This is a genomic window from Desulforhabdus amnigena (assembly GCF_027925305.1).
GTDB classification, from domain to species: domain Bacteria; phylum Desulfobacterota; class Syntrophobacteria; order Syntrophobacterales; family Syntrophobacteraceae; genus Desulforhabdus; species Desulforhabdus amnigena.
Genome location: NZ_BSDR01000001.1, coordinates 1,079,569 through 1,101,568 on the forward strand (window position 1 = coordinate 1,079,569; position 22,000 = coordinate 1,101,568).

Sequence of the window (22,000 nt, forward strand, 5' to 3'; positions counted from 1 at the left end):
TCCGGAGTATTCGCGCAATCCGCCGCGATATACAAAGGGTGATGAAAGATCACGAATACCCACGAACCGGCTCATTCACTCGATGCCCCTTCAGGTGCAACAAAACGCAGATTCCCCTCCGCGTCGAAAACCGATTGGACCTTTTCATCCCGGAACTGGATATGAGAAGATCGGTAAAACCAGATGCTCCCTTGAATGCTCGTCGGTGTGCCTTGTACGGCAAGTACTTCGTCCCTGGTGGAACCGACAGTGAAAAACTGCTTCTGGACGGCAGGACCATGTGAACCCGAAGGATTCAAACGAATAGAAACGTGTTCAAAAAAATTATCGAACCCTATCAGACGATCTTCTTTGAAGCGGATTTCACTGAACCCATAGTACCATCGGTTGCCCATGACACGGGTGGGAGTCCCCAGAGCACGGATGACATCGTCTTTCGTGGAACCCAGCGTGATGACCAAAGGGCTGTTTTCCAGAGGACCGGATGGAACCAGCCGAACCCTGAGAGAACCGTCAAAATTATTGTAGCGCGCCACCCTTCCGTCTCTGAACTGAATCTCGGAAAGTCCATAGCTCCAGGTATTCCCTTTCACTTTATGTGGGATTCCCTGAACCTGCCGCACCTCTTCCCTGGAAGAACCCAAGGTAAAGAAGGAGGGATTGGGATCCATCGGCGGGGCAGGCGGAGGGGTGGAGGATTCCAGAAGAGCGGGAGGAACTCCCTTCGCTTTATCCTGCAGCAAAGAAACAGACTCTTCGGAGCGAAAGGGTTCCGGCCGGCGATCTGCGACCCTTTCCGGCTTCGCCATTCCCTTATCGTGAAAAAGAGCGCGCTTTTCGGCACTCCACCAGAGGACATTGAACAAGAAAAAGAGGGCAAGAATTGCCCCCCCCACCAGAAGAATATGCCATCGAAAAGGATATCTTTCGAATTCGCCAAGGAGGCTTTTGAGTCTTCCAAAGAAGACCGAGAAATGGCCGAAAGCAAAAGGGCGTGTACGTGGCCGTTCAGGTGGGACGGCAAAAGGCCTGTCATTATGAACCGGCCGCTTCCCGGTTTTTGTTTCAGTTCGTTTTTTTTCCCGTTCCGCAGCTTCAAGATCGGGATCTTTCCATCCCGCCAAAATACGGTGATATGCCGAGGTGATTTCCTTGAATCTCTCTTCCGCGGCCCGTTGTTCCCAGGACGAAAGATGTTGAAAGCGATCCGGATGCCACTGTTTGGCAAGATTGCGGTAAGCTCTTTTCAACTCCGTGAGAGTCGCACCCGGTCCCAGCTGCAACATATCGTAATCGGAGGAAGGAGAGTGTTTGGGATTTGACGGCATGGCTTTATTTCGTGGGTTTATGATTTGATTTTACCTTTGAATCTCAAACCGGTTGCATACAATATACCAGGCGCCGGGAAATTCCAAGGTTTGAGATGACCGCAATGGGCGGTATCCGAAGGACCAATTCTTGCATTCCAAACAACTGACGGGGAGCATCATATTCCTTTCATGCTGAAAAGCATCAACGCAAAAGCAATCTCTCTCCCCCAACCGCAACCAGAAGTATCAGGAAGGGTTTGACTGAAAATCATGCTGGTTCTTACAAGAAAAAGCGGAGAATCCATAAGAATAGGCGATGACATCGAGATCGTTATCACTGAAATCGATCGAAAAAAGGTAAAGATCGCGATTCGAAGTCCAAAGCACATTCCCATTTATCGGTCTGAATTGTATGAAAAAATGCAGCAGGAAAATCGTGAGGCGGCTCATATGGACGCCAATGATTTGAACGATGCACTCAGCTTGTTTCATCCATGTAAACAACCTGGACCTCCGGAAAATCAAGAATCTTGAAAAAACACTAAAAAGATGTCGGAAAGGAACTTATGCTGATCGAGACCTCACGTTTCGGCACGCTGGATGTGGAGGAGAGCAAATTCATCCGTTTTCCCTGGGGCATTCCGGCTTTTGAAGACCTCAAGCGATTCATTCTCATGGAACATGGTTCGGGACCCATCCACTGGCTTCAGGCGGTCGACGATCCCTCTGTCGCCTTCGTCGTTTGTCCTCCTGAAATTCCCGGAGTGAGCTATCGTATCCCTCCACATAAAAAGGAGCCTATTCAGCTCGAAGATGATCAGGACCTTGTGATATTGAACCTGGTCTCATCCATGCCCGACCAAAACCTCCTGCGGTTTCATGTGCGAAATCCCCTGCTTTTCAATACGGCCATGCGTCTTGCCTATCAGTGGAGTATAGACCCCGAGGACCTTCCAAAATACCTGGAGACCCGCAACGGGGTCGCCCTGAGTCCGGACCCGGAAGACCCGACGGGAACCGCCGCTTTTATCTACTGGAAACGGGAAAAAACAGAAAAGGCCCGACCGGTGTCTAAATAAAGTAATCCATGGGGGTTCGAGGGTTCAAATAATAATAGACCTCGGCCTGAACCTGCGAGGGGCGGAGGCTCCTTTTGATCGTCACATCCGGGTCATCTTCCAGCTCGAAAATCACCGCCTCCCGCTTGGGAACAGCCGGATCGTAAATCAGGATGTTCGGCCGCAGGCGGTCCTTTGGATTGATGGATATCACCATTCCGATCAAGCCATTGGAAAGCTCCACCAGGCTCCCCGGCGGATAGATACCCATAACACGGATGAAACGAGACAAAAGACTTTCGTCGAACCGGTCCCGTATGCGGCAAAACATGTGACTCAACGCTTCGTGCGGCGTCATGGCCTCTTCCGGGTCCAGTGGATTGCAGAGGCTGTCATAAGTATTCGCAATCGATATCACCTTTGCAAGAAGGGATATCTCATCGGCTTTCAGCCGATCGGGATACCCCTGACCATCATTGGTTTCATGATGCTGGCGAATGACTTTCAGGGATTCTTCCGGAAAGTCTTCTATTTGTTTCGCAATCTCTTCGCCATAAATGGGGTGAAGTTGCAGCAACTTGCGTTCTACAGGGGTGAGCGGCCCACGTTTGATAAGGTACTTCCTGGGAATACGCTGTTTGCCGACGTCATGAAAGAGGGCCCCGAGCCCAAGCCACCGCAGTTCCTCCTCCGTCAGTCCCACCTCCCTTCCCAGCAAAAGAGCCAGCAGGGCCACATTCAATGTGTGATAGAAAACGTCTTCATTCAAGGATTTCACATGCATCAGGTTGATAACGACATCTCTTTGCGTCAGAAGGGATTCCACCATGGTTTGAAGCAAACTGTCGGCCTCGCCCTTTGCTTCGAGCGACCCCGTCGAGAGGCTTTTGATGACCCGTTTTGCCTGCCTGAAGGTTTTTTGGAATTCTCTTTCACACTTCTGGAATCTTCTTTGTTGTTCCTTCAGGCGGCGAATACGTTCCTGCTTACGTTTCTGCAGTATGGGATCCGCATCCGCAGGTTTTTTGAAAACGGAAGCAACATCAAGTGCTTCGGGCACACCGACTTCAGCGGGCGGCAAAGGCGGCTGATCGCTTTTCTCCGGCTTATAGACCACACTGGAAATTCCCAAATCCTTCAGAACCTTGATTTGATTCTCCGACTTGATTTTGAAGCTATTGAAAGCAAACGGATGTTCAATCCAGCGCAACTCCAGTCGAACATAAACCCCCACGCGCAACCGATCCAGTGATATACGCTGCTCCGACATCACTACCATTTCGTTCCCTTTTTTTATACCCTGCACCGGAAAAAGAATGTCCCCGTCGAGGAAAACCTGTCAAAATCCCGGGAAATCAATGTATGAAGTATGAATCGGTATATTGCCCGTATCACTTGAAACAAAACATCCTTCCAACATCACACCGGTTCATTCTCTCCAGCAATTCTCATTTTAAAAAACACCCCCCTGCCCACCCTCAAGGGGGGAATTTTTAGGATAAAATCCCCCTTTGAAGGGGGATCAAGGGGGATGTCGGAAACGTCCATATCATGAGAGACATCCAAAATGAGCATTGCTGCATTCTCTCGTTGAAAAGCGGGGACGATCAAGTTAGAGTTTCACTCGAAGTTCTTTCGAAAATCATTCGAAGGAGACCACCATGAGCGAAACCGCACTGAAAAAAGTGACCTATGAAGATTTGTATTCAATCCCCGAAAATGCTGTGGGGGAAATCATCGACGGCGAACTGGTCGTTACTCCCAGGCCATCGAGAAGGCACACTTTTGCAAGTTCTGCGTTAGACAAAGAAATAGGCCCGCCCTACCAATTCGGCCGTGGCGGCGGTCCCGGCGGCTGGATCATCATTATTGAACCGGAAATTTCCCTGGGAGAGGATATCCTTGTTCCTGACCTTGCAGGCTGGAAAAAGGAACGCTTCCCCTATTCCGAGGAAACCAACTGGATCTCGGTCCCTCCGGATTGGGTCTGCGAAGTCCTCTCGCCGGGCACCGTTCGCACGGATCGGACCCGAAAAATGCCGATTTACGCCCGGCACGGAGTGAGTCATCTCTGGTTGATGGACCCCGAAGCCGAGATGATCGAGGTCTTCAGGCTGGAATCCGGGAGATGGGCGCTGCTGGGAGTATTTGCGGAAAACGACCGGATGAAAGCGGAACCGTTTGAAGAAATCGAACTCGCCCTGAACGACCTTTGGTTGAAGCCATAGATTGGGTTGAAAAATCTGCCCCCCTCCTTGCCCTCCTCAAGGGGATTGGCATCGGGTTAAGAAAAGAGCTAACGGGAATAGACGAATATGTGTGGGATAGCCGGCATTTTCAACCCTCAGGGACTCGATGATTCTGTTCTCCATGTCCATCGAATGATCCAGGCCATCAGGCACCGCGGCCCTGACGCCGAGGGATTCCATGTGGAAAAACAGGCCCAACTGGGCTCCTGCCGCCTCAGCATCATCGACGTGGACGCCGGTCCTCAACCCATCTGGAGCGAAGACGGCCGCACATGCATCGTTTTCAATGGAGAGATCTACAACTATCGGGAACTTCGTGAGCAACTGGCGGAACATGGGCGGTTATTCCGAACGCACACCGACACGGAAGTGGTCCTCCAGGCCTACCTGAAGTGGGGGAATTCCTGTGTTGAACGCTTCAAGGGGATGTTCGCATTCTGCATCTGGGATTCCCGCCGCCAAAGCCTCTTTCTGGCTCGCGACCACTTTGGCATCAAGCCCCTTTACTACTCTCGACTGCCTGACGGGACCTTCCTTTTTGGTTCTGAAATCAAGGCCATTCTGACGCATTCCGCAATACAGAGGGAAGTGAACCCCCAGGCCATCGACAATCTTTTTACCTTCGGGTTCAACACTGCTCCCCACACTTTTTTTCAGGGCATCGAACAACTGCTACCGGGGCATATTCTCAAGGTCGACCGCCACGGAATCAAAATGGCCCCCTATTGGGACATCCCTGCAGAACTTCCCTACCTGCACGGCGATGACTGCGAACTTATAGAGCGGTTTCGCGGCAAACTGCAGGAAGCGGTGCGGCAGGGGGTGGTCTCGGACGTTCCCGTGGGCGTCTATCTGAGCGGCGGCATCGATTCCTCCGCTATCGCCGCCCTGTATTCAAAATCAACCGACCAACCGGTCAAGACCATAACCATCACTTTCGATGGAGCGGACTACGACGAACGCGACTTCAGCAGAAGCGTCGCATCCTCGCTGGCAGCCGAACATCACGAATTCAAATGTTCCATCGGCGCCGAAGAGATCGGACCCATGGTCCGCGCCCTGGAAAACCCCATTGTCTCCCTCTTGCACCTTCCCCTGTATCTTCTTTCCGGAAAGGCGAAGGAACTGGGACTCAAAGTGGTGCTCTCCGGCGACGGCTCCGACGAAATCCTTGGAGGCTACGATTATTTCAAGCAACTGAAGTGCATGGAATTCATCAAAAAAGGCGGCCCCTGGAGAAAGTCCGTCCTCAAGCGTCTCTATCCAACCCTGCAGGATTCTCAACTGGCTCCCATGCACGAACACCTGGCCCGCGCCGCCGAGAGATTTCCCGTGAATCACCCGGCGATCCCTTACCGTTACCGGGAATTCCAGTTCAAAGAACAGCTCTATTCCAGGAGGTTCGCTCAGCGCCTTTCTCATTTTGCGCAGGAACCCGTCCAATTGGCCAATGTAGGAAGATTCAGCCACCGCCCCGCCTTCGATCAGGCCATCTATCTCGAAACGAAACTTCGCTTACTCAATCTAACCCTGCCGCTGGCAGACAAAATGGGTATGACCCACTCGGTGGAAGTGCGGCCCCTTTTCCTCGACCACGAACTCGTGGAATTGCTCTTTCAGATCCCGCCCCACCTGAAGATGCAGGGATTGAACGAAAAGTTCCTTCTGAAAGAAAGCATGAAGGGGATTGTACCCGAAACCATCCGTGCGAGGCGAAAGCAGCCTTTCAATCCTCCCGCTCCCTGGTTTCTCAAAACCATGGACGAACTGGTGATGGAATACCTTTCTCCCGGTAAAGTCCGGGAGGCGGACTATTTCGATCCACAGTTCGTTCAGGAATTGCTGATTCAACATCGCAAGGGGGGATCACTGGATCTTTCGGGACTGATCGTGGTGGTCTTTTTTATTCAGATGTGGCACGAAGTGATGATCAATGGAAAGGACATGATTTGATGCCGCTAGGGGAACCGGACTTTCGCGCGAAAACCTGAAACTCCAGGGAACGGATTCATCTCATCCCTGCCTGGTTGCGCCGCCTGTGGAAGACGGCGCTACCGTCTGACTCCAGGGAAGGGTCATATCCTGCCTTGCAGATCCCAATGCGGGCGGTTAGCTTCCTTTCCATAGGTCTCCACGCACTTTCTTCCCCTTACATGCGAAACCAAAGCCTCCAACGTGCAGTTCCGGCAAAACTCCAGCCGGCTCACGACGGCCCGAACTTCCTCTCGGACTTTTTCCGCGAGAGGCAGCAGACCGGGGTTGTTACTGAAACCAGCCTGCTGCAATGTCTCGGTCAATATGGCGTGCTCCTGCGCCAGGGCCTGGAGCGAAGCGATGGGCTCGACCTCTTCATCGTTCTCATCTTCTAAATCCGCCAGCACCGCCTGAATCCTTTGCGTCACTGACAGAAGCTTTTGCAGTAGATTCTCATGCGTCCCGGATGGTGACTCACACGGCATAACTCAGTCTCCGGGTTGGAACCGGCGTTCCTACCACTCCCGCGACCGGCGCCGGGGCCGCCGGTTGCTGCACCGCTTGAGCCGCCAGTTGTTTTGCCGCTCCTTCAAAACCTTCTTTCAGTTCAACAACCACCTTTTCCACTTCGTCCAGTCTATGAACGTCGTTATGGAGGTTCGCTTCCGTCAGTCTGCCCATCATCCATTGATAGAGGTCGGCCAGGTTCGTGGCCATCTCCCCGCCGGCTTCGCGATCGAGGGCGCAATCCAATTCGGTCAAAAGGGCAATGATACTGGAAATGGCTTCTCCCTTGCGCGCACTGTTGCCTGCCGTCATCGCATCCCGTGCCTGGTGCAGAAACCCCACCAGCCCTTCATATACCATCACCACCAGTCGTTCCTTGTCATAAATGGCATTCACCGCAGTTTTTTGATACGCATGATGTGCGTAAGGGGTCATAGTATTCACTCCTCCCGTATGGTACTGTAAAGTCAACAGGTTATATAGGTTGTACATGCTCAGCGCGGATGATATCCCAGCTCCTTGATGACCCTGATAGGGGTAATCGAATGAAACGGCTGCGTAATTGCGAAGATCAGTACTAAGAGCTTATCCGAAAACCTACCCCGGCAGCGGCCCCCCCTGGTCCCTCCTCGAGGGGGGGATTAAAGGGGGGTGTCGCAAAGTCCACAGGGGGGGGCGGATAGGTTCTAAAGCCCCGACTACCGGCAAAAACTCATGCATCCCGATCATTTGTTGCTATTCTGCCAGGATTCAATCTGCTGGGTCAGAAAATCTCCCGTTTTCTGGTATTGTGCCAAAAGCGTTTCCAGGTTCTGGAACTGAGTTTTCAGGCGAGTTTCTGTATTGCTCACACGTGTCTCATATTTTTCAATGTCTTCGTCGATACGGTCTATACTGGTTTGAATACCCTTGGTCCGGACAGTCAAATCACCATCGTTGGTATTGAGAATACCGTCCAGCGCATTCACCAGGCGCACGCCGAATCCCTTGTTTTCTCCGCTTTTAGTGGTGAAAAACGCTGCCACGCCACTAAAATTGTTTTTAAGAGTCCCGTTTAAAACCGTGGAATCTACTTCGAGCCTGCCCTCCTTGTTCATGGCGATGCCCAGGTCTGAAAGCCTGTTCAACCCCTCTGCGGCTCCCGGGACCATATCCGCAACCATATTTCTCAACTTCCTGCGGATCTGATTGGTTGTGCCGTCGCCCAGCAGGCTCCCCGCCTTTTCGGTTTCGCTGTCGTAGCTCTGAGCATCCTTGAAAAAATCGACGACCGCATTGTATGCATCAACAAAGGCATTCACCTTGGAAGCAATGGCCTCCGTATCCCGTGACACGGTGAGAGTCTCGGTCTTTCCCGTTTCTGTCGTTCCCTTGAGAGTCAGGGTGACCCCCTTGATGACGTCGCCCACGGTATTGGTGGACCGGTGTATCCCCTCCACGCCATCCACCGTCAAAATCGCGTCCGAAGCGGCCTGGGTCTCCGTGAGATGGTTGTTGTCCCCTCCCGCCACGAACAGAAGGCGCGAGAGCCCCGTCTCGTCCGTCACGTCCCCGGTGTCTTCAGGGTCCGACGGTGTTTCCGCCGTCACCTCCAGGCGGATGGTATTTGCTTCCCCGGTGCTCTGTCCGGTGAGAGTGAGGTAGACTTTGTCCCCGTCCGTAATGACTGAAGCCTGAATGTCCTTCTGTTTTTCATTGATGAGATTGGCTACATCCGCCAGCGTGTCGTCCGCGTTCGTGGTGATTTCCACGGAGGTCCCCTCGCCCAGCTGCAGAGTGAAAGTCCCTGCCCCCACGGCCTCATGGGCACCGAAAGCGGCACTCTTGACCTTGTGTACCTGGGCTAGCGACTCGACGCTGATATTGTATGCGCCGCTCCTGGCCGTCGAGAAAACAGATGCCGAAAAGGCGTCCGTATCGCTCGACACTCCGGTATAAGCATTCATATCCGACGCAGAATCCAAAGCCGAAGCCGCTGTGCGGAGGGTGGACAGCGCGCTTTGAAGGCTCCCGTATGCGGTCAGCTTCACCTCGTAGGCCGCTTGTTTTGCCTGCAGTTTGGTGATGGGCTGCCGCTCCAGTTCGATCAACTGAGAGATCACACTATCGGTGTCAATCCCGGAAACCAGCCCGCCCACTGAAAATCCCATGACTGTCTCCCCCCTTCCGGTAAGATATTGCAACAACTCCACGCCCTCCCGCAAAAGGAAGGCTAAACAACTCACCAGGATGATTCAAAAACTCCCTTTCATTCCAGGCGAGGGTCGTTCCTGGTCCTCATGATCACTGTCACATTAACCACAGAGACACGGAGAAAAACCCTCAAATGAAACCTCTGTGTTCTCCGTGTCTCCGTGGTTCAAATGAAATCCGACAATGTCGAGGTTGGAACCAGTCCGGAAACCTCCTGGGACTTTGGGACACCCCCCTTGGTCCCCCCTCGAGGGGGAAATTGAAGGGGGGTGTCCGCTGCCGGGGAAGGTTTTCAAAAAGGCTTTTAATCATCCCTCGCCTCTCCCCCGAAAAAAGAGGGGATCCTGCGTCAACAGCATCGAGAATCGGGGGGAAGGATCATTGGAAGCCGGCTAAAGATTAGCCTTGTAGCAGACTCAGTACTTGCTGAGGCAGCTGGTTGGCCTGGGCCAGCATGGCCACGCCGGCCTGCTGGAGGATCTGGTACTTGGTGAGAGACGCCGTTTCCGCCGCGAAGTCGGCATCAACGATACGCCCGCTGGCGGCGGAGAGGTTTTCCGATACATTGCTCAGGTTGCTGATAGTGGCCTCGAAACGGTTCTGGACAGCACCCAGCTTGCCCCGGTTGCTGTCGACCTGCTTCAAGGCATTGTCTATGGCGGTGATCGCTTTGGTAGCGCCTTCAGCAGTAGAAATATCAACCTCAGAGAGGGCCATACCGGTTTTCCCACTGCCATAAGTACCAACCGCTAATCCTGTGTTATCCAGATTGGCGGTGGTGCCTTTTTCGATGGTGAACTCCGAGGCGGAACTCAAGGTTAAAGTGCCAAAGCTCGTGCTTGAAGAGCCGAGAGCAGATACATTTGTGCCCATTAAGGTTGCTGCATCAGCGCCAGTCACGGAAATTGCGGAACCATTGGAAGCTGTCAATTTAAGCTCACCATTTCCATCATCACTTGCTGTGACGCCTGTCTGAGTTGAATATTGATTAATGATATCCACTACATCACCAATGTCAGTGGGGTCAGCGACGCTTTTTATATTTACACCGTTTATTGAGACATCAAAAGCGGCATCGTATGCACCACCTGTGCTTGTTATAGCAGTACTGCTGGCTGTTGACTTAATCCCGGTATTGGCACTGTTCAATCCATTACCAAACTGAATATTGATGTTTCGACCATCCGCAGCCACCAGCTTGATGCCGTTCTCCATACTATTGGTATCTACAGCCGTGACTCCGGTTTGTTCAGAGATCGCATTGATGGCCGCAATTACTGCCGAACGGTTACTGGCTGCCACATTTGCGTCGGTTCCGACAGCTGCCACTCCAATATTTGAGGTCTCCACACCATTGATGGTGATTGTACCCGTTCCTGCGGCAGCACCGGTCATATTAGCCCCATCGACTGAAGTGGCATTGGTCACGGCTGTAACACCCGTTTGACCGGAGACCGCATTAATGGCAGCCGCTTTGGAAATCGCGCTCGCAGCACTCAGTTTGGATGCATCCGATGCTGAAACTGCACTGGAATAGCGTGAGTAAGTGTCTGAACTCGCCTGGGAAGCTCCCACTAAGACACCGTTGATTTTCACATCCCCCGTTCCCATAGCCAATCCATTATTGGAGGTGGTTGACGTGTAGGCTGTCTGCGAACTGTACGTACCGGCTACAAGCCCTGCGTTGGCAACATTGGCATTGGCCCCTGCTCCGGCAGTGATGACAATCTCTTTGTCTGAAGTCAGAGTATAACTGCCATAATCGGTACCAGCATCGGTCTGGACAGTAGTCTTTCCACCGCCAGTGGTAATATCAATGCCTGTAGTGCCTTCATCAAAGATGCTGCCGGCATCACCATCGGTATCAATATCGGACAAAGAGACCCTGATTTCGCGACCGTCTGCAGCGACCAACTTCACACCACTGGAATCATCTCCACCATCTACCGCCGTGACACCTGTTTGGGAAGAAATCGCATTGATAGCTTCGATGACACTTTTTCGGCTCGTGGCGGCATCCGTATTCTGGGCCAAGGTCACAATAGCTGTATCAACACCGTTTACGGTGATAACCCCTTTGATATCACCCACGGAATAATCAGCGCCACTCATATCAGCCCCATCGCGCTCATTCGAAGTCAATCCACGGATACCTGTCGTGCTGGCGTCGAATCTTCCATCAGTCTGATCAAATTTGATCGTAATGTTGCGCCCATCCGCTGCCGTAAGGGTCACGCCGGTTTCATCCTGTCCTGTATCGGCAGCTGTCACCCCTGTCTGTCCAGAAACCATGTTGATCGCCTGGACAACGGCGGCCCGACTTGCAGCAGTGTCAGAGGTCGTGGTAATATTCACCTCCACACCGTTTATGGTAATCTTGCCTTTGCCTTCAGCCCCTACCATTGAAGCACCTTCTACCACATTCACATCAGCCTTGGCAGTAACCCCAGTTTGAGTAGAACTGGCGTTGATGGCCGCCGCTTTAGCTATAGCGCTGGAAGCCTTGCTGGAGGAAGGGTAAGAAGCTGTATCATCTGCTGCAGAAGAACTTCGGATGGTTACACCGTTGATAATCAAATCACCTTCACTAATGGCGGAGCTGCTGCCTCTTGCCGTAAGAGCTGCAGTGTTGCTCACTCCCAGCTTGTCCGTCCTGGTGGAATCCACGGTGACACTAAGAGTCTGGCCGGCATTGGCACCGATCTGGAAATTCTGGGCTTTGAAACTGCCGTCCAGCAGCTTGGTACCGTTGAATTCCGTCTGGGTGGCGATGCGCTCAATTTCGTCCAGGAGTTGCGAGGCTTCATCCTGGAGAGCAGCGCGGTCATCGGCGCTGTTGGATGCATTGGCAGACTGGACGGCCAATTCACGCAGCCGCTGAAGGTTGGTGGTAACCTCACTGAGCGCGCCTTCCGCCGTCTGAGCCAGGGAGATGCCGTCGTTGGCGTTGCGAACGGCCTGATCCAGACCGCGAACCTGAGCGTTCATGCGGTTGGAGATGGCGAGGCCGGCTGCATCGTCTTTAGCACTGTTGATGCGAAGACCCGAGGAAAGCCGTGCCAGTGATTTTTGAAGAGCGCTCTGCGTCTTGTTGACATTGCGCTGTGCGGTTAGAGAAGAAACGTTGGTATTAACGGTAAGTGCCATGATAAATCCTCCTTGAAAGGTCCCTTATGGACTTCCTTGTCCATAAACCGGGTAAAAACTAATAAATGATATCAATAATTGGATCGACGATTCTTAGATGCTGCGCCCTGTTTCATCCCCTTTGCCTCTCTCTGCCTTTCCATCACCTCCTTTTCGTCATGCGAGTGCATTCTCATTCATCCACTTGGTCATTCCATCGGCAAGGCTTTTGACAGACTTGAGAAAAATGTAGATAAAAAACTCAAGAGCAAGACACATACCAGGTGATGTCCAGGGAGTATCACACACAGACTCAGGGGCTGGAGGTTGACGAAACACGGGCTTCCGGGAATGTCGGCCGAGGTGGGGGTAAAGCGAAAGGTCGGCAATGAGGGGGATAAAAACAGGAAAAACTTTCCAGGCGGACGAGAAAAAAACTCCCTTCCACTGCATATTACAAGAACCGAGCTTTATCCCTCCCTCAGGGGGAGAAGCAGTTTGTTCAAGTACCCGGCAGAAGTTATTTAACATTCCTGGTAGTTACAGATTACGTCATTCCAGCATGCTTTTAGCCGGAATCCAGCCATACGGCACATTCTCTGGATACCGGCTTTCTCCGGTATGACAGTTTGAAAATATTAAGAAATTTCTGTTCAGGCACTTGATTCAACAGCATTGTGAACAGGGCCGAGGGGTGACGGGATTCCGAAAGGTCCTTAAACGGTTTCTTCGAAGAGCACGCCGCGCAATTCCTTCAACTTCTCACGGAATTTCAGCACATCGTCCGGAGGCAGCTGCCGGATCATTTCACCGGTTTTAGAATCTATAACCTGAACCACCACATCTCCGGTTTTTTCGTCGACTTTAAAATTCAAATCAATCTTGAGCATTCCCAGATACTCTTCGATGTCCTGAACCATCGACTCCACTTCTTCAGGATTACTCCCGGATTTGGAAGCATTTGTTCCAAAAAATTTGTGTTGAGTCTTCTGATCTTCCGTTCCCAGTTTTTTGGTAGATCCCCCCTGGGCTTTGGCGACGGGGGGGATGGTCCGTTCTTCGTTAAGTCTTTCTCCCCGGCTGCCCCAGGCTCCCACGGCAACTACGTTCCCAATGTTTTTTGCATCTATTTCCATCGGACTTCTCCTTACATACAAATAAAGGCTGCATCCCTCCAAAATACTCCTCACCAGTATCGGCATCACCATTGGGAAGCATTAGACTTTTTCTCTTGAATTCAAAAAGTCGGTGCCCAACCATTGGTATTCTGCCTGGTTTGGGCACGTGCTTGCCGCCTTTGCAAATCTTGCCGCTTTTTTTTTGAAATGACAGAAAGGGAGATCTCCGACAAACCGCCAGGGAGGGAAAGAATAGAGTGATCTCTTTTAGAACGATGGTTGGATTGGTGGGTCCCCAGATGATTCCCTGCGCCGTTCCCCGCGCCAGAGATCAGACAGGTTGATTTCAATCTCGGTAAAAGGCTCCGCCCGCACTTTGGCGTCTTCCACATAAAGACCGGCAACCATCCAGTTGCCGTGCTCTAGCCGAAACACGTCGAGAGTCTCGGCTACGGGGTCGATAAGCCAGAAATATGGAACTCCACGCCGGGCATAGATAGGCATCTTTTCCATCTTGTCCCTTTTGAGAGTACTGGGTGAAAGCACTTCACAGATCCAATCCGGCACAACCGAGATCCAGTTGTGGGGTTCTTCGTCAGGAAACCTCTCTTCTTTCCACCCGGCCAGATCCGGAACCAAAATATGTTCCCCCAGCCCGATTTCAGGTTCCATCAGGATAATCCACCCGCCGGGTCCGCCACGCCCAAACTGGTATGGTGGTATTACTTCACCACCCAAAGCTGTCGCAGTGTAAATGTGTTTCCTCGACGGCCTGGGAGTGACAACCAATTCCCTGTTGATGATCTCTCCAGTCATGTTTTCCGGGATACTGAAAAGATCTTCGTAGGCGGCTTTTCGCTTTACCGGTTCCGACATTGTTTCGCCTCCTCAAGAAGGCCGGATCTCATCCGAAGCGTGGTATAGTTCAATAGCATTGCCCTCAAGGGGTTCCTCACGAGCTCGCCTGCAGGTCTTACTCCTTCGTCGATTCCTCGAGCGGCCGTCTGAAACGTGTTTCGAGCCATAGATCACTGAGATTGATTTCGATATCGATAAACGGCTCTGTCCTTACTTTGTCGTTTTCCATATAGACGCCTGCCAGCACCCAGTCGCCGTCTTGCAGGCGAAAGGCGTCGAGGGTTTTAGCTATCGGATCGATAAACCAGAGATATGAAACTCCATGCCGTGCATAGATCGGTGTCTTTTCAACCTTATCTCTTCTGAGAGTGCTGGGTGAGAGCACTTCGCAGATCCAGTCCGGAGGAACCGATATCCAGTTGTGAGGCTCTTCTTTCGGGTATCTTTCCCGCCTCCAGCCGGCCAGATCCGGGACCAGGATGTCCTCTCCGAACCCGATTTCCGGCTCAATGAGAATAATCCATCCTCCTGGTCCTCCTTCTCCAAACTGATAGGAGGGGCCCAACCTGTATCCCAGGGAAGAGGTTGTTTCAACATGATTTCTAGATGGCCTGGGAGTAACGACCAATTCCCCGTTGATGATCTCTCCGGTCATGTTTTCCGGAATACTGAAAAGATCTTCGTAGGTAGCTTTTCGCTTTGCCGGTTCCGACATTGCTCATTCTCCTTCTGCAGGGCATGCCGGTGATGCATCAAGGCGCAAAATGCGAACGTTCCATCTCCGCCATCATTTCCACGTACTTGGGACCGTAGATGAAAAGCAGGTTTTCCGGACGTTCGGCGATCCAGTCGCTCAAGGCTGCAAGTTCCCTGGATCGATTGATGAATGCCGGCTCTTTGGTACAGTTCATAGACGGTTCTCTCCTCTCATGATCGAATCGGACGAGGCATCTCCTGTGAATAGACCTCTGCCTGGTGCACCTCGATCATGGTTTATTTGTATTTCACGGGATAAACGAAGACAAGGACAATATTTGAAATATAAACAGCTGGAACGGGGGGCCTTCAGAAAATAAAGAGTCAAGAATTTACTATTCTCTGCCGATAGAAAAAAGTGTGCGGATAACGGGTGTTATGGATACTTGCAAACGGCTGAGATCCGAACCTCTTCCGGTCTGGTAGGAGTGGCTTCGATTCTCATGCGTGCGGAGTATATTCGATGACCGAAGGGATCCTAGAATCATCATGGATAGAGCAGACATAACGAAGGCTAAATTCCAAAACTTGTGGCACAGGTTTCATTTCCAGGCTTCGCGCGGTTGGCGGCAGTCATCTTTGCCTGCTTTTTTTATCCTGGTCCTGGTCACCCTCAACGGCTGCATTTCCCTGGTCAATGTCGATTCCCCGGGGACCATCACCGTCTCTCCCATGGATGTCCATGTGGAATCGGACCCATTCAGGAATCCCGTGAAAAAACTCGGCATCACCCAGTTTTCCGAACCCTCTTACCTGCCGGGAGCGGGTCGGGAAGTCGCCGCGATTTTCCAGCAGGAATTCCTCAAGAAATCGGTTTTCCGGCAAACCGTGCTCATCTCTCGAGTGGTGAAAAGCAGGGAGGAAGCCATTTATTGGGGATGGAAGGAAAACTGTGATCTGGTGATGTTTGCAGACATACCTTACGTCTTCGATGGTTCGGGAAATCAGGCGACGCAGCTGAAGCTCGATGTGGAAATATGGGATGTGCGTTCAGGAAGGCAGCTCTGGTATTTTCAGCAGAACGCCTGTTCCCTGCCGGGGCCCGATGTCGATTTTTACTGGACAACGGTTGCAGGAGAGCCCGCCGCGCGCTATAAAGTGCTGGCGAGGCAGTTGGGCGGACAGGCGGCGGAAGTCTTGACTCCACCGGACAATTCCACGGGTTGGCGCAATTGGTGCTTTTAGATTTTGTCACATGGCAAAGAGACGTTTTCAAGGTATCACGGAACCGTTCGTTACGGTTCCGATGGGTCTAAGGTGTTTGAAATGAGAAGATGATCCGTGACCAAAAATAAAGTCGGGGGGAATGTTGGAATCACCTATCAGGATACTCATTGCCGATGACGATGATTTATGCCGTGAAATACTCCGCGATGCCATACAGGGCGAGGACGTTTTCGTAAAGATCGCAGCCGATGGCGTGGATGCCCTGGAGATGCTCGGAAGTTCTCCCTTCGATATCCTGATCACGGACCTCAACATGCCCCGCATGGACGGACTCACCCTTCTGGGGCATGCGCGAGAACTCCATCCCCACATTCTTTCCATCATCATCACAGGCTTCGGCAGCCTAGAATCAGCCATCGAAGCCATCAGGCGAGGGGCATACGATTACGTTCAAAAGCCTTTCAAGCTGGAAGAAATTTCTGTCGCCATAAGAAACGCCAAAGAAAAGATCACTATTCTAAGAGAGAAAACGCAACTTTTGAAGGAGCTTGAAGAGGCTCATCGAAAGCTCCAATATTATGCCTCTTCACCGTGTGGAGAAAGTGATTCCCCCAATGACACGGTAGAACCAGGGGAAGGCAAAGGAACGTTCTATCTCTTTCCCCGTCACATCTTGCCCCTCTCCTTTCTACAAATTCCTCAAACGGATTCCTCGCGCATATTGACCGAACTCGAACGGCTCAAGAAGTTGAAACAGGACCGAATCATCAATGAAAATGAATTCGAACGTCTCAAAAAGCGAATCATGGATAGAACGGGACCGGGCGCTTCATGAAAATTCTCATCGTTGAAGACGATATACTGCTTGGCGACATGCTGAAAGAATCTCTCCAACATTTGGAGCATGAAAGAGTGGAGGTTTCAACCACCGGTAGAAATGCTCTGAAATGCATTGAAGAAGAACTCTTCGATTGCGTGTTTGTGGACCTCAACCTTCCCGATATCTTTGGAGTGGACCTGCTCAATGAGATCAAACGTCAAGATCCAGCACTCCCGGTGATCATGATGAGCGGCCATCCTACCATGGACTACGCCATGGATGCCATGCGCAAGGGCGCGTCCGATTTCCTCACCAAACCCTTTACGCTCCAAAACCTGGTTTTGACCCTTGAACGGGTCACCAAGGAAAAGAAGCTCCTCATGGAGAACCTCCGCCTGAAGTGGGAAAGCCAGACACGCAGGCAACTGGAGGCCGTGAACCAGCAGCTCCAGGAAAGAATCCAGGAACAAACGAGGCTTTTCGAAATTGCCAGGGACCTCGACGAGATACATTCCGATGGCGACCTCTATGGAAGAGTCGCTCAAATCTCTTCCGACATTACCCGTTCCCCCAATGTCGCAGTCTTCCTGCTTCCCCCTGAAAAGGACAAACTTGTACTTCTCGCCGGCCACGGCATGGACGGATTATCCGGCAAGGATTGCATCTTTTCCGCCAATCGTTTGCAACTCAAAGAGCTGGCTTTTGAAGAAGCCTACCCCGCGGCTTGTCCGTCACACGAATTGATAGGTTCGCCCCATCTCCAAAAGTACAACCTGGAGGACGCAACACTTTCCTGCTGGCCTCTGAAAATACGGGGAGAGTTGTTCGGTTTCCTCATGACGTTTCGCGACAGGTCTTCTGCGGCACTTTCCGCTTCACAGCTAAAACTCATGGATTTCCTTACCAGGAAGACGTCCTTGGCCATGGAAAACCTGGCACTTTATGAAAACCTGATCAGCAACTTTTACGGAATCCTCAGATCCCTCGTGAATGCTTTGGAGGCCAAGGATCCCTATACGGGAAAACACTCTGAAAGAGTCACCCTCTACGCCGAGCGTATTGCGCTATCCATGGGCAGCTCTCCGGCATCTATCGAATCTTTGCGCACAGCCGGGTACCTTCACGACATCGGCAAGATGGGTATAGCAGACAAAATCCTCAATAAACCATCGGCCCTGACCCACGAAGAATTTGAGCTTATCAAAAAACACCCAGTGATCGGTGAAACCATTGTTGCGGATCTGGGGCTGAGCCCGGAGGAGCGATCCATCATTCTCCATCATCATGAGCGATGGGACGGCAGGGGCTATCCTCACGGTCTGCGGGGGGAAGAAATTCCACAACCGGCCAGAATCGTAGCGGTAGCCGATGCTTTCGATGCCATGACTTCAAAGAGAGCTTATCGAAAAGCGCTTTCCGCAAAGGAGGCCCTCAAGGAAATAATCGACAACCGGGGCACACAGTTTGCTCCCGACGTCGTGGATGCCTTCAGAGAGATTATGCAGAGGAAACAAAAGGAATGAGCAGAATCATGAAAAAACAAGTGACCTGGAACGGATTGGAAACACTTCCTGAAGAATACCTCGAATTGCTCTTTGAGAAAGACCGGCAAGGCCAATGGGGACAGTGGGTTCATGGGCTCATCCACAATATCAACGGCCCCCTGTAGAATATTTCCATGCTGCTCGAAATGCTGATTCAGGAGCATACACGCCTGGCGCAAATGCCTCAAACCTCTGAATGGCAGAATGACGAAGACCGGCAGACATTGACCGACAAGCAGTCCCGCAGATTGAACCAATTGAATCAGCAGGTCGGAATCCTGGGAGAGATGCTGCGGGACTTCATGCTGCTGCACCAAATAGAACAAAGCGAATCCGAAGTGGACCTCAGGTTGGTAGTCAATAAATTGGCTTGCGTGTTCCGTGCCGATCCCTTTTTTAAACATCAGGTCAAGCTCGACCTCCAATTGACCGAAAACCTCCCTCTCGTTCGAATTTTCGGACGCCACCTGGTTCCCTCCCTGGTTCACTTGATCGATAACGCTCTCATTTCCATGCGGCAAGCCCCTCAAAAACAACTCACCATCAGAGGCTACGTTGAGGATCAGTGGATTTGTCTTCTTTTCAAGGATTCGGGATGCGGGGTCGATCCCGACTGCAAGAGAGAAGACCTCTTCCGACTCTTTCGCTCTCATTGGCCTGAACCCCTTCAAAAGTCAAAGAGAGATGAAGGACATTTCGGTTTTGGGTTATATGCCGTTCAGCATCTGCTCGGTCCATACGGCGTTAAAACGTCTTTGAAACGTGATGGTGATGGAACCGCCGTCACCCTGAGGATTCCGCCGTCCTCCTGAACCCAACCGGTTCATATCCTCATGACTGCCTATACGTTATTGGGAAAGTTTTGCCCCGGTCGCAGCAACTTATTCCCTTCCTGATCAACGGCAGTTGTTCGACCCAAAATTCTGTAAAATGTAATCATTTGAAATCAAAAGAATAAAGTGGAGTTAGAATCAGTGGATTGCCTTGGCAGGCTCCTTGCTTGATACATGACCACATATGGCTATCCGGAAACTTCCTGGTACTTTGGCCCCCCTTCAATTCTCCCTTTCGAGGGGGGATCAAAGGGGGATGTCGCAAAGTCCACAGGGGGAGTGGATAGGCTTTTATTTGCGTGGAGCTGCATTTTGAAGGCATAATTCTAAAATTGCAGGAGCAATAAAATGAAAATCGAACAGCTTCCGGGAAACCTGGATCAGGTCAGCCGGGAAAGAATCAAGGAAAAGAGTTCCGTTGACAAAAATCAACTTTTTTCCGAACTGCTGGAACAAGAACAAACAGCCAGGAAGACCATTTCCGACGGCTTTGAATTTTATCCCCCCTCCATCAACCCTTTGAACGGCATACTCTCGGCGTCAACCATTCCGGTCCCTGCCGGCGAAGACCAGCAAACCCTGAAAGCTCTTGACAGCGTGATGAACCGGTTGGAACAGGTGGAACAGTCTTTGCGAGGCGATGCGGTCGATCCGCAGGAAGTGGGATCGGCCCTGGATAAGATCTCGCAGGAATTGCCCGGCCTGCAACAGCAGGTGAGCCAACTTCCCGGGGACCATCCCCTGAGGCAAATCGCTGAAGAAGTCAGCGTACTCTGCTACGTGGAATCCACCAAGTGGAACCGTGGAGACTACTTTTAGGGTGGGAGGCTGTTTTTCTGGTTCGCCAAATCTTGCCCCCCCTCAAGGAGAGAATTTTAAGACAGCCTCTTATAGAGAGGAGACCACGAAGCATGAAAAAAGAAATTGTTTAAAGTGAAGGGAAACATAAGCCGATTATTCGCCTGAAGCACGGTGGGTTGAAAAAGAGTACTCAACATGTGTAAGGGCGGCAGCGATGGAATTGTCACTTTCCGAAGGACTTTTTCGCAAGTTCAGTCACCTGGTGTACGAAAATTGCGGAATCAACTTGCACGACGGCAAGAAAGCCCTCCTTCAAGCAAGGCTCAATAAAAGGCTCAGAGCCAGGGGGCTCCCATCCTATGAAGCCTATTATAAATATCTCACCTGCTCCAGAGATGGGGAAGAACTGACCCACTTCCTGGACTGCATTTCCACGAATCTCACCTATTTTTTCAGAGAAGTGCAGCATTTTGATCTTCTTGAACAAGTTTTGTTGCCCAAGTTGTTGGAAGTCAAACAAAAGCAGCGTACAAACCGCATTCGCGTCTGGAGCGCGGGTTGCTCTACGGGTGAAGAACCCTACAGTGTGGCAATGTCTATCGCTTCGCATATCCCGGATCTCGACCGTTGGGACTTCCGAATTCTTGCGACAGATATTTCGACACGTGTATTGGCTATCGCCTCAAGAGGCATGTACCACCGATCCAAGATCGCCAAGGTTCCGGCGCTTTTTAGACAAAGGTACTTTCAGTCCTCCAGAAGCGATGGAGAAGGCAACGATTTTCAAATTGTGCCTGCCATACGAAATCTCATCGCTTTTAGACGGCTGAATCTCAAAGAGCCCTATCCTTTCAAGGGTCCTTTCGATTTCATTTTTTGCCGCAACGTAATGATTTATTTCGACAAGAAAACTCAGGAATCCCTGATTCAGCGCATGGCGGAGTACCTGAGTCCTGGAGGATACCTTTTTGTAGGGCATTCTGAAAGCCTGACCGGCCTGAATCACCCTCTCACTTATGTAAAACCAGCTGTCTACCGAAAATAAGAAAAATGGAATATCCGTGCGAGAGAATTGAGTCGATATGCGAAAAGTCATCGGAGTAGCGGATATGGCGGTCACCAGTCAGCAGAACGAAACTCTGATCACCTATTCCCTGGGTTCGTGCATCGCGGTGATCATTTTTGACCCTGTGGCAGGAGTGGGCGGAATGCTGCACTACATGCTTCCCGAATCCGCCATGGATCCGGAAAAGGCCAGAATCAAGCCGGCAATGTTTGCCGATACGGGAATTCCCATGTTGTTCAAGCAGAGCTATCAGTTGGGAGCGACCAAGAAAAATCTGATCGTCAGGATCGCAGGCGGATCACAAATCCTTGACGAAAAAGGTTTTTTCAACATCGGCAAGCGCAATTACCTGGCCTTGAGAAATATTCTGTGGCGGAACAACGTGCTGGTGAAACAGGAACATGTCGGCGGAAATGTCAATCGAACCGTTCGTCTCGAAATGAGTACCGGACGGGTTTTTTTGAAGATTTCAGGCCAGGGCGAAATGGAAATGTCATGAGTGTCCAGGAAGAGTCTTCTTCAGAATATTTGTGGCTGACGAACATCTTAGGAACCGGCGGATTCCAATATCCCTTTATTCACCACGGAGGCACGGAGAAGATTGTGGAATTTCCCCGTGA

Annotated in this window: 22 protein-coding genes; 12 read left to right on the forward strand and 10 right to left on the reverse strand. The window is 51.4% G+C overall.

Features of this window, described 5'->3' with window-relative positions:
* Window positions 1–71: 71 nt before the first annotated feature.
* Window positions 72–1,328, reverse strand: a complete 1,257-nt coding sequence (locus tag QMG16_RS04745; protein ID WP_281792560.1) for a DnaJ domain-containing protein — start codon at window positions 1,326–1,328, stop codon at window positions 72–74.
* A gap of 252 nt (window positions 1,329–1,580) precedes the next feature.
* Between QMG16_RS04745 and csrA the strand changes: the two genes are divergently transcribed.
* Together csrA and fliW are read left to right on the forward strand one after the other, a co-directional pair.
* Complete coding sequence (gene csrA, locus QMG16_RS19525) at window positions 1,581–1,844, forward strand: carbon storage regulator CsrA (protein ID WP_373878653.1); 264 nt, start codon at window positions 1,581–1,583, stop codon at window positions 1,842–1,844.
* A 32-nt stretch (window positions 1,845–1,876) separates the two neighbouring features.
* Window positions 1,877–2,389, forward strand: a complete 513-nt coding sequence (fliW, locus tag QMG16_RS04750) for a flagellar assembly protein FliW (protein WP_281792561.1) — start codon at window positions 1,877–1,879, stop codon at window positions 2,387–2,389.
* Here fliW and QMG16_RS04755 read toward each other — a convergent pair.
* On the reverse strand, window positions 2,382–3,647 hold the full coding sequence (locus tag QMG16_RS04755) for an HD-GYP domain-containing protein (RefSeq protein WP_281792563.1): 1,266 nt from the start codon (window positions 3,645–3,647) through the stop codon (window positions 2,382–2,384). The two genes, fliW and QMG16_RS04755, sit on opposite strands and share 8 nt — an antisense overlap.
* Window positions 3,648–4,029: 382 nt before the next feature.
* Here QMG16_RS04755 and QMG16_RS04760 point away from each other — a divergent pair, with 382 nt between their 5' ends.
* Window positions 4,030–4,596, forward strand: a complete 567-nt coding sequence (locus QMG16_RS04760) for a Uma2 family endonuclease (RefSeq protein WP_281792565.1) — start codon at window positions 4,030–4,032, stop codon at window positions 4,594–4,596.
* A gap of 87 nt (window positions 4,597–4,683) precedes the next feature.
* Window positions 4,684–6,570 (forward strand): asparagine synthase (glutamine-hydrolyzing), encoded by a 1,887-nt coding sequence (asnB, locus tag QMG16_RS04765; RefSeq protein ID WP_281792567.1) that lies wholly within the window; start codon window positions 4,684–4,686, stop codon window positions 6,568–6,570.
* Window positions 6,571–6,692: 122 nt separating this feature from the next.
* Here the strand turns inward: asnB and QMG16_RS04770 are convergent, their stop codons facing one another.
* The 8 genes from QMG16_RS04770 to QMG16_RS04805 form a co-directional block, all read right to left on the reverse strand.
* Window positions 6,693–7,076: a hypothetical protein gene (locus QMG16_RS04770; RefSeq protein WP_281792568.1), complete on the reverse strand. Its 384-nt coding sequence runs from the start codon at window positions 7,074–7,076 to the stop codon at window positions 6,693–6,695.
* The gene (gene fliS, locus QMG16_RS04775) at window positions 7,066–7,533 is read right to left on the reverse strand and encodes a flagellar export chaperone FliS (RefSeq protein ID WP_281792570.1); all 468 of its coding nucleotides are present in this window, start codon (window positions 7,531–7,533) and stop codon (window positions 7,066–7,068) included. Before fliS ends, QMG16_RS04770 begins: the two co-directional genes overlap by 11 nt.
* A 290-nt stretch (window positions 7,534–7,823) precedes the next feature.
* Entirely contained in the window at window positions 7,824–9,248 is a 1,425-nt protein-coding gene (fliD, locus tag QMG16_RS04780; RefSeq protein WP_281792572.1) for a flagellar filament capping protein FliD, read from the reverse strand.
* 442 nt (window positions 9,249–9,690) lie between these two features.
* Window positions 9,691–12,438 carry a flagellin N-terminal helical domain-containing protein gene (locus QMG16_RS04785; RefSeq protein WP_281792574.1) on the reverse strand — a complete coding sequence of 916 codons (2,748 nt, stop codon included), beginning with the start codon at window positions 12,436–12,438 and terminating at the stop codon, window positions 9,691–9,693.
* A gap of 695 nt (window positions 12,439–13,133) precedes the next feature.
* Window positions 13,134–13,553, reverse strand: a complete 420-nt coding sequence (locus QMG16_RS04790) for a flagellar protein FlaG (protein ID WP_281792576.1) — start codon at window positions 13,551–13,553, stop codon at window positions 13,134–13,136.
* Window positions 13,554–13,802: 249 nt separating this feature from the next.
* Window positions 13,803–14,411 (reverse strand): Uma2 family endonuclease, encoded by a 609-nt coding sequence (locus QMG16_RS04795; RefSeq protein WP_281792578.1) that lies wholly within the window; start codon window positions 14,409–14,411, stop codon window positions 13,803–13,805.
* A gap of 97 nt (window positions 14,412–14,508) precedes the next feature.
* Window positions 14,509–15,108 (reverse strand): Uma2 family endonuclease, encoded by a 600-nt coding sequence (locus QMG16_RS04800; protein ID WP_281792580.1) that lies wholly within the window; start codon window positions 15,106–15,108, stop codon window positions 14,509–14,511.
* 37 nt (window positions 15,109–15,145) lie between these two features.
* Entirely contained in the window at window positions 15,146–15,304 is a 159-nt protein-coding gene (locus tag QMG16_RS04805) for a hypothetical protein (protein WP_281792582.1), read from the reverse strand.
* 334 nt (window positions 15,305–15,638) lie between these two features.
* Between QMG16_RS04805 and QMG16_RS04810 the strand changes: the two genes are divergently transcribed.
* From QMG16_RS04810 to QMG16_RS04845, 8 genes are all read left to right on the forward strand, one after another.
* Window positions 15,639–16,334, forward strand: coding sequence for a hypothetical protein (locus tag QMG16_RS04810; protein WP_281792583.1), 696 nt, complete (start codon window positions 15,639–15,641; stop codon window positions 16,332–16,334).
* Between the two features lie 121 nt (window positions 16,335–16,455).
* On the forward strand, window positions 16,456–17,151 hold the full coding sequence (locus tag QMG16_RS04815; RefSeq protein WP_281792584.1) for a response regulator: 696 nt from the start codon (window positions 16,456–16,458) through the stop codon (window positions 17,149–17,151).
* On the forward strand, window positions 17,148–18,659 hold the full coding sequence (locus QMG16_RS04820) for an HD domain-containing phosphohydrolase (protein WP_281792586.1): 1,512 nt from the start codon (window positions 17,148–17,150) through the stop codon (window positions 18,657–18,659). The genes QMG16_RS04815 and QMG16_RS04820 overlap by 4 nt, the downstream gene beginning before the upstream one ends.
* An 8-nt stretch (window positions 18,660–18,667) precedes the next feature.
* On the forward strand, window positions 18,668–18,805 hold the full coding sequence (locus QMG16_RS04825) for a hypothetical protein (RefSeq protein ID WP_281792588.1): 138 nt from the start codon (window positions 18,668–18,670) through the stop codon (window positions 18,803–18,805).
* A gap of 9 nt (window positions 18,806–18,814) precedes the next feature.
* The gene (locus QMG16_RS04830) at window positions 18,815–19,492 is read left to right on the forward strand and encodes a sensor histidine kinase (protein ID WP_281792590.1); all 678 of its coding nucleotides are present in this window, start codon (window positions 18,815–18,817) and stop codon (window positions 19,490–19,492) included.
* A gap of 369 nt (window positions 19,493–19,861) precedes the next feature.
* The gene (locus QMG16_RS04835) at window positions 19,862–20,332 is read left to right on the forward strand and encodes a hypothetical protein (RefSeq protein ID WP_281792591.1); all 471 of its coding nucleotides are present in this window, start codon (window positions 19,862–19,864) and stop codon (window positions 20,330–20,332) included.
* Window positions 20,333–20,528: 196 nt separating this feature from the next.
* Window positions 20,529–21,359 carry a CheR family methyltransferase gene (locus QMG16_RS04840; protein WP_281792593.1) on the forward strand — a complete coding sequence of 277 codons (831 nt, stop codon included), beginning with the start codon at window positions 20,529–20,531 and terminating at the stop codon, window positions 21,357–21,359.
* 37 nt (window positions 21,360–21,396) lie between these two features.
* Window positions 21,397–21,879 (forward strand): chemotaxis protein CheD, encoded by a 483-nt coding sequence (locus QMG16_RS04845; RefSeq protein ID WP_281792594.1) that lies wholly within the window; start codon window positions 21,397–21,399, stop codon window positions 21,877–21,879.
* Window positions 21,880–22,000: the final 121 nt, after the last annotated feature.

Bases quoted from the DNA above. Each gene is read 5' to 3' on its own strand.
- QMG16_RS04745 (WP_281792560.1), bottom strand. From the start codon at position 1,328: ATGCCGTCAAATCCCAAACACTCTCCTTCCTCCGATTACGATATGTTG.
- csrA (WP_373878653.1), top strand. From the start codon at position 1,581: ATGCTGGTTCTTACAAGAAAAAGCGGAGAATCCATAAGAATAGGCGAT.
- fliW (WP_281792561.1), top strand. From the start codon at position 1,877: ATGCTGATCGAGACCTCACGTTTCGGCACGCTGGATGTGGAGGAGAGC.
- QMG16_RS04755 (WP_281792563.1), bottom strand. From the start codon at position 3,647: ATGGTAGTGATGTCGGAGCAGCGTATATCACTGGATCGGTTGCGCGTG.
- QMG16_RS04760 (WP_281792565.1), top strand. From the start codon at position 4,030: ATGAGCGAAACCGCACTGAAAAAAGTGACCTATGAAGATTTGTATTCA.
- asnB (WP_281792567.1), top strand. From the start codon at position 4,684: ATGTGTGGGATAGCCGGCATTTTCAACCCTCAGGGACTCGATGATTCT.
- QMG16_RS04770 (WP_281792568.1), bottom strand. From the start codon at position 7,076: ATGCCGTGTGAGTCACCATCCGGGACGCATGAGAATCTACTGCAAAAG.
- fliS (WP_281792570.1), bottom strand. From the start codon at position 7,533: ATGACCCCTTACGCACATCATGCGTATCAAAAAACTGCGGTGAATGCC.
- fliD (WP_281792572.1), bottom strand. From the start codon at position 9,248: ATGGGATTTTCAGTGGGCGGGCTGGTTTCCGGGATTGACACCGATAGT.
- QMG16_RS04785 (WP_281792574.1), bottom strand. From the start codon at position 12,438: ATGGCACTTACCGTTAATACCAACGTTTCTTCTCTAACCGCACAGCGC.
- QMG16_RS04790 (WP_281792576.1), bottom strand. From the start codon at position 13,553: ATGGAAATAGATGCAAAAAACATTGGGAACGTAGTTGCCGTGGGAGCC.
- QMG16_RS04795 (WP_281792578.1), bottom strand. From the start codon at position 14,411: ATGTCGGAACCGGTAAAGCGAAAAGCCGCCTACGAAGATCTTTTCAGT.
- QMG16_RS04800 (WP_281792580.1), bottom strand. From the start codon at position 15,108: ATGTCGGAACCGGCAAAGCGAAAAGCTACCTACGAAGATCTTTTCAGT.
- QMG16_RS04805 (WP_281792582.1), bottom strand. From the start codon at position 15,304: ATGAACTGTACCAAAGAGCCGGCATTCATCAATCGATCCAGGGAACTT.
- QMG16_RS04810 (WP_281792583.1), top strand. From the start codon at position 15,639: ATGGATAGAGCAGACATAACGAAGGCTAAATTCCAAAACTTGTGGCAC.
- QMG16_RS04815 (WP_281792584.1), top strand. From the start codon at position 16,456: ATGTTGGAATCACCTATCAGGATACTCATTGCCGATGACGATGATTTA.
- QMG16_RS04820 (WP_281792586.1), top strand. From the start codon at position 17,148: ATGAAAATTCTCATCGTTGAAGACGATATACTGCTTGGCGACATGCTG.
- QMG16_RS04825 (WP_281792588.1), top strand. From the start codon at position 18,668: ATGAAAAAACAAGTGACCTGGAACGGATTGGAAACACTTCCTGAAGAA.
- QMG16_RS04830 (WP_281792590.1), top strand. From the start codon at position 18,815: ATGCTGCTCGAAATGCTGATTCAGGAGCATACACGCCTGGCGCAAATG.
- QMG16_RS04835 (WP_281792591.1), top strand. From the start codon at position 19,862: ATGAAAATCGAACAGCTTCCGGGAAACCTGGATCAGGTCAGCCGGGAA.
- QMG16_RS04840 (WP_281792593.1), top strand. From the start codon at position 20,529: ATGGAATTGTCACTTTCCGAAGGACTTTTTCGCAAGTTCAGTCACCTG.
- QMG16_RS04845 (WP_281792594.1), top strand. From the start codon at position 21,397: ATGCGAAAAGTCATCGGAGTAGCGGATATGGCGGTCACCAGTCAGCAG.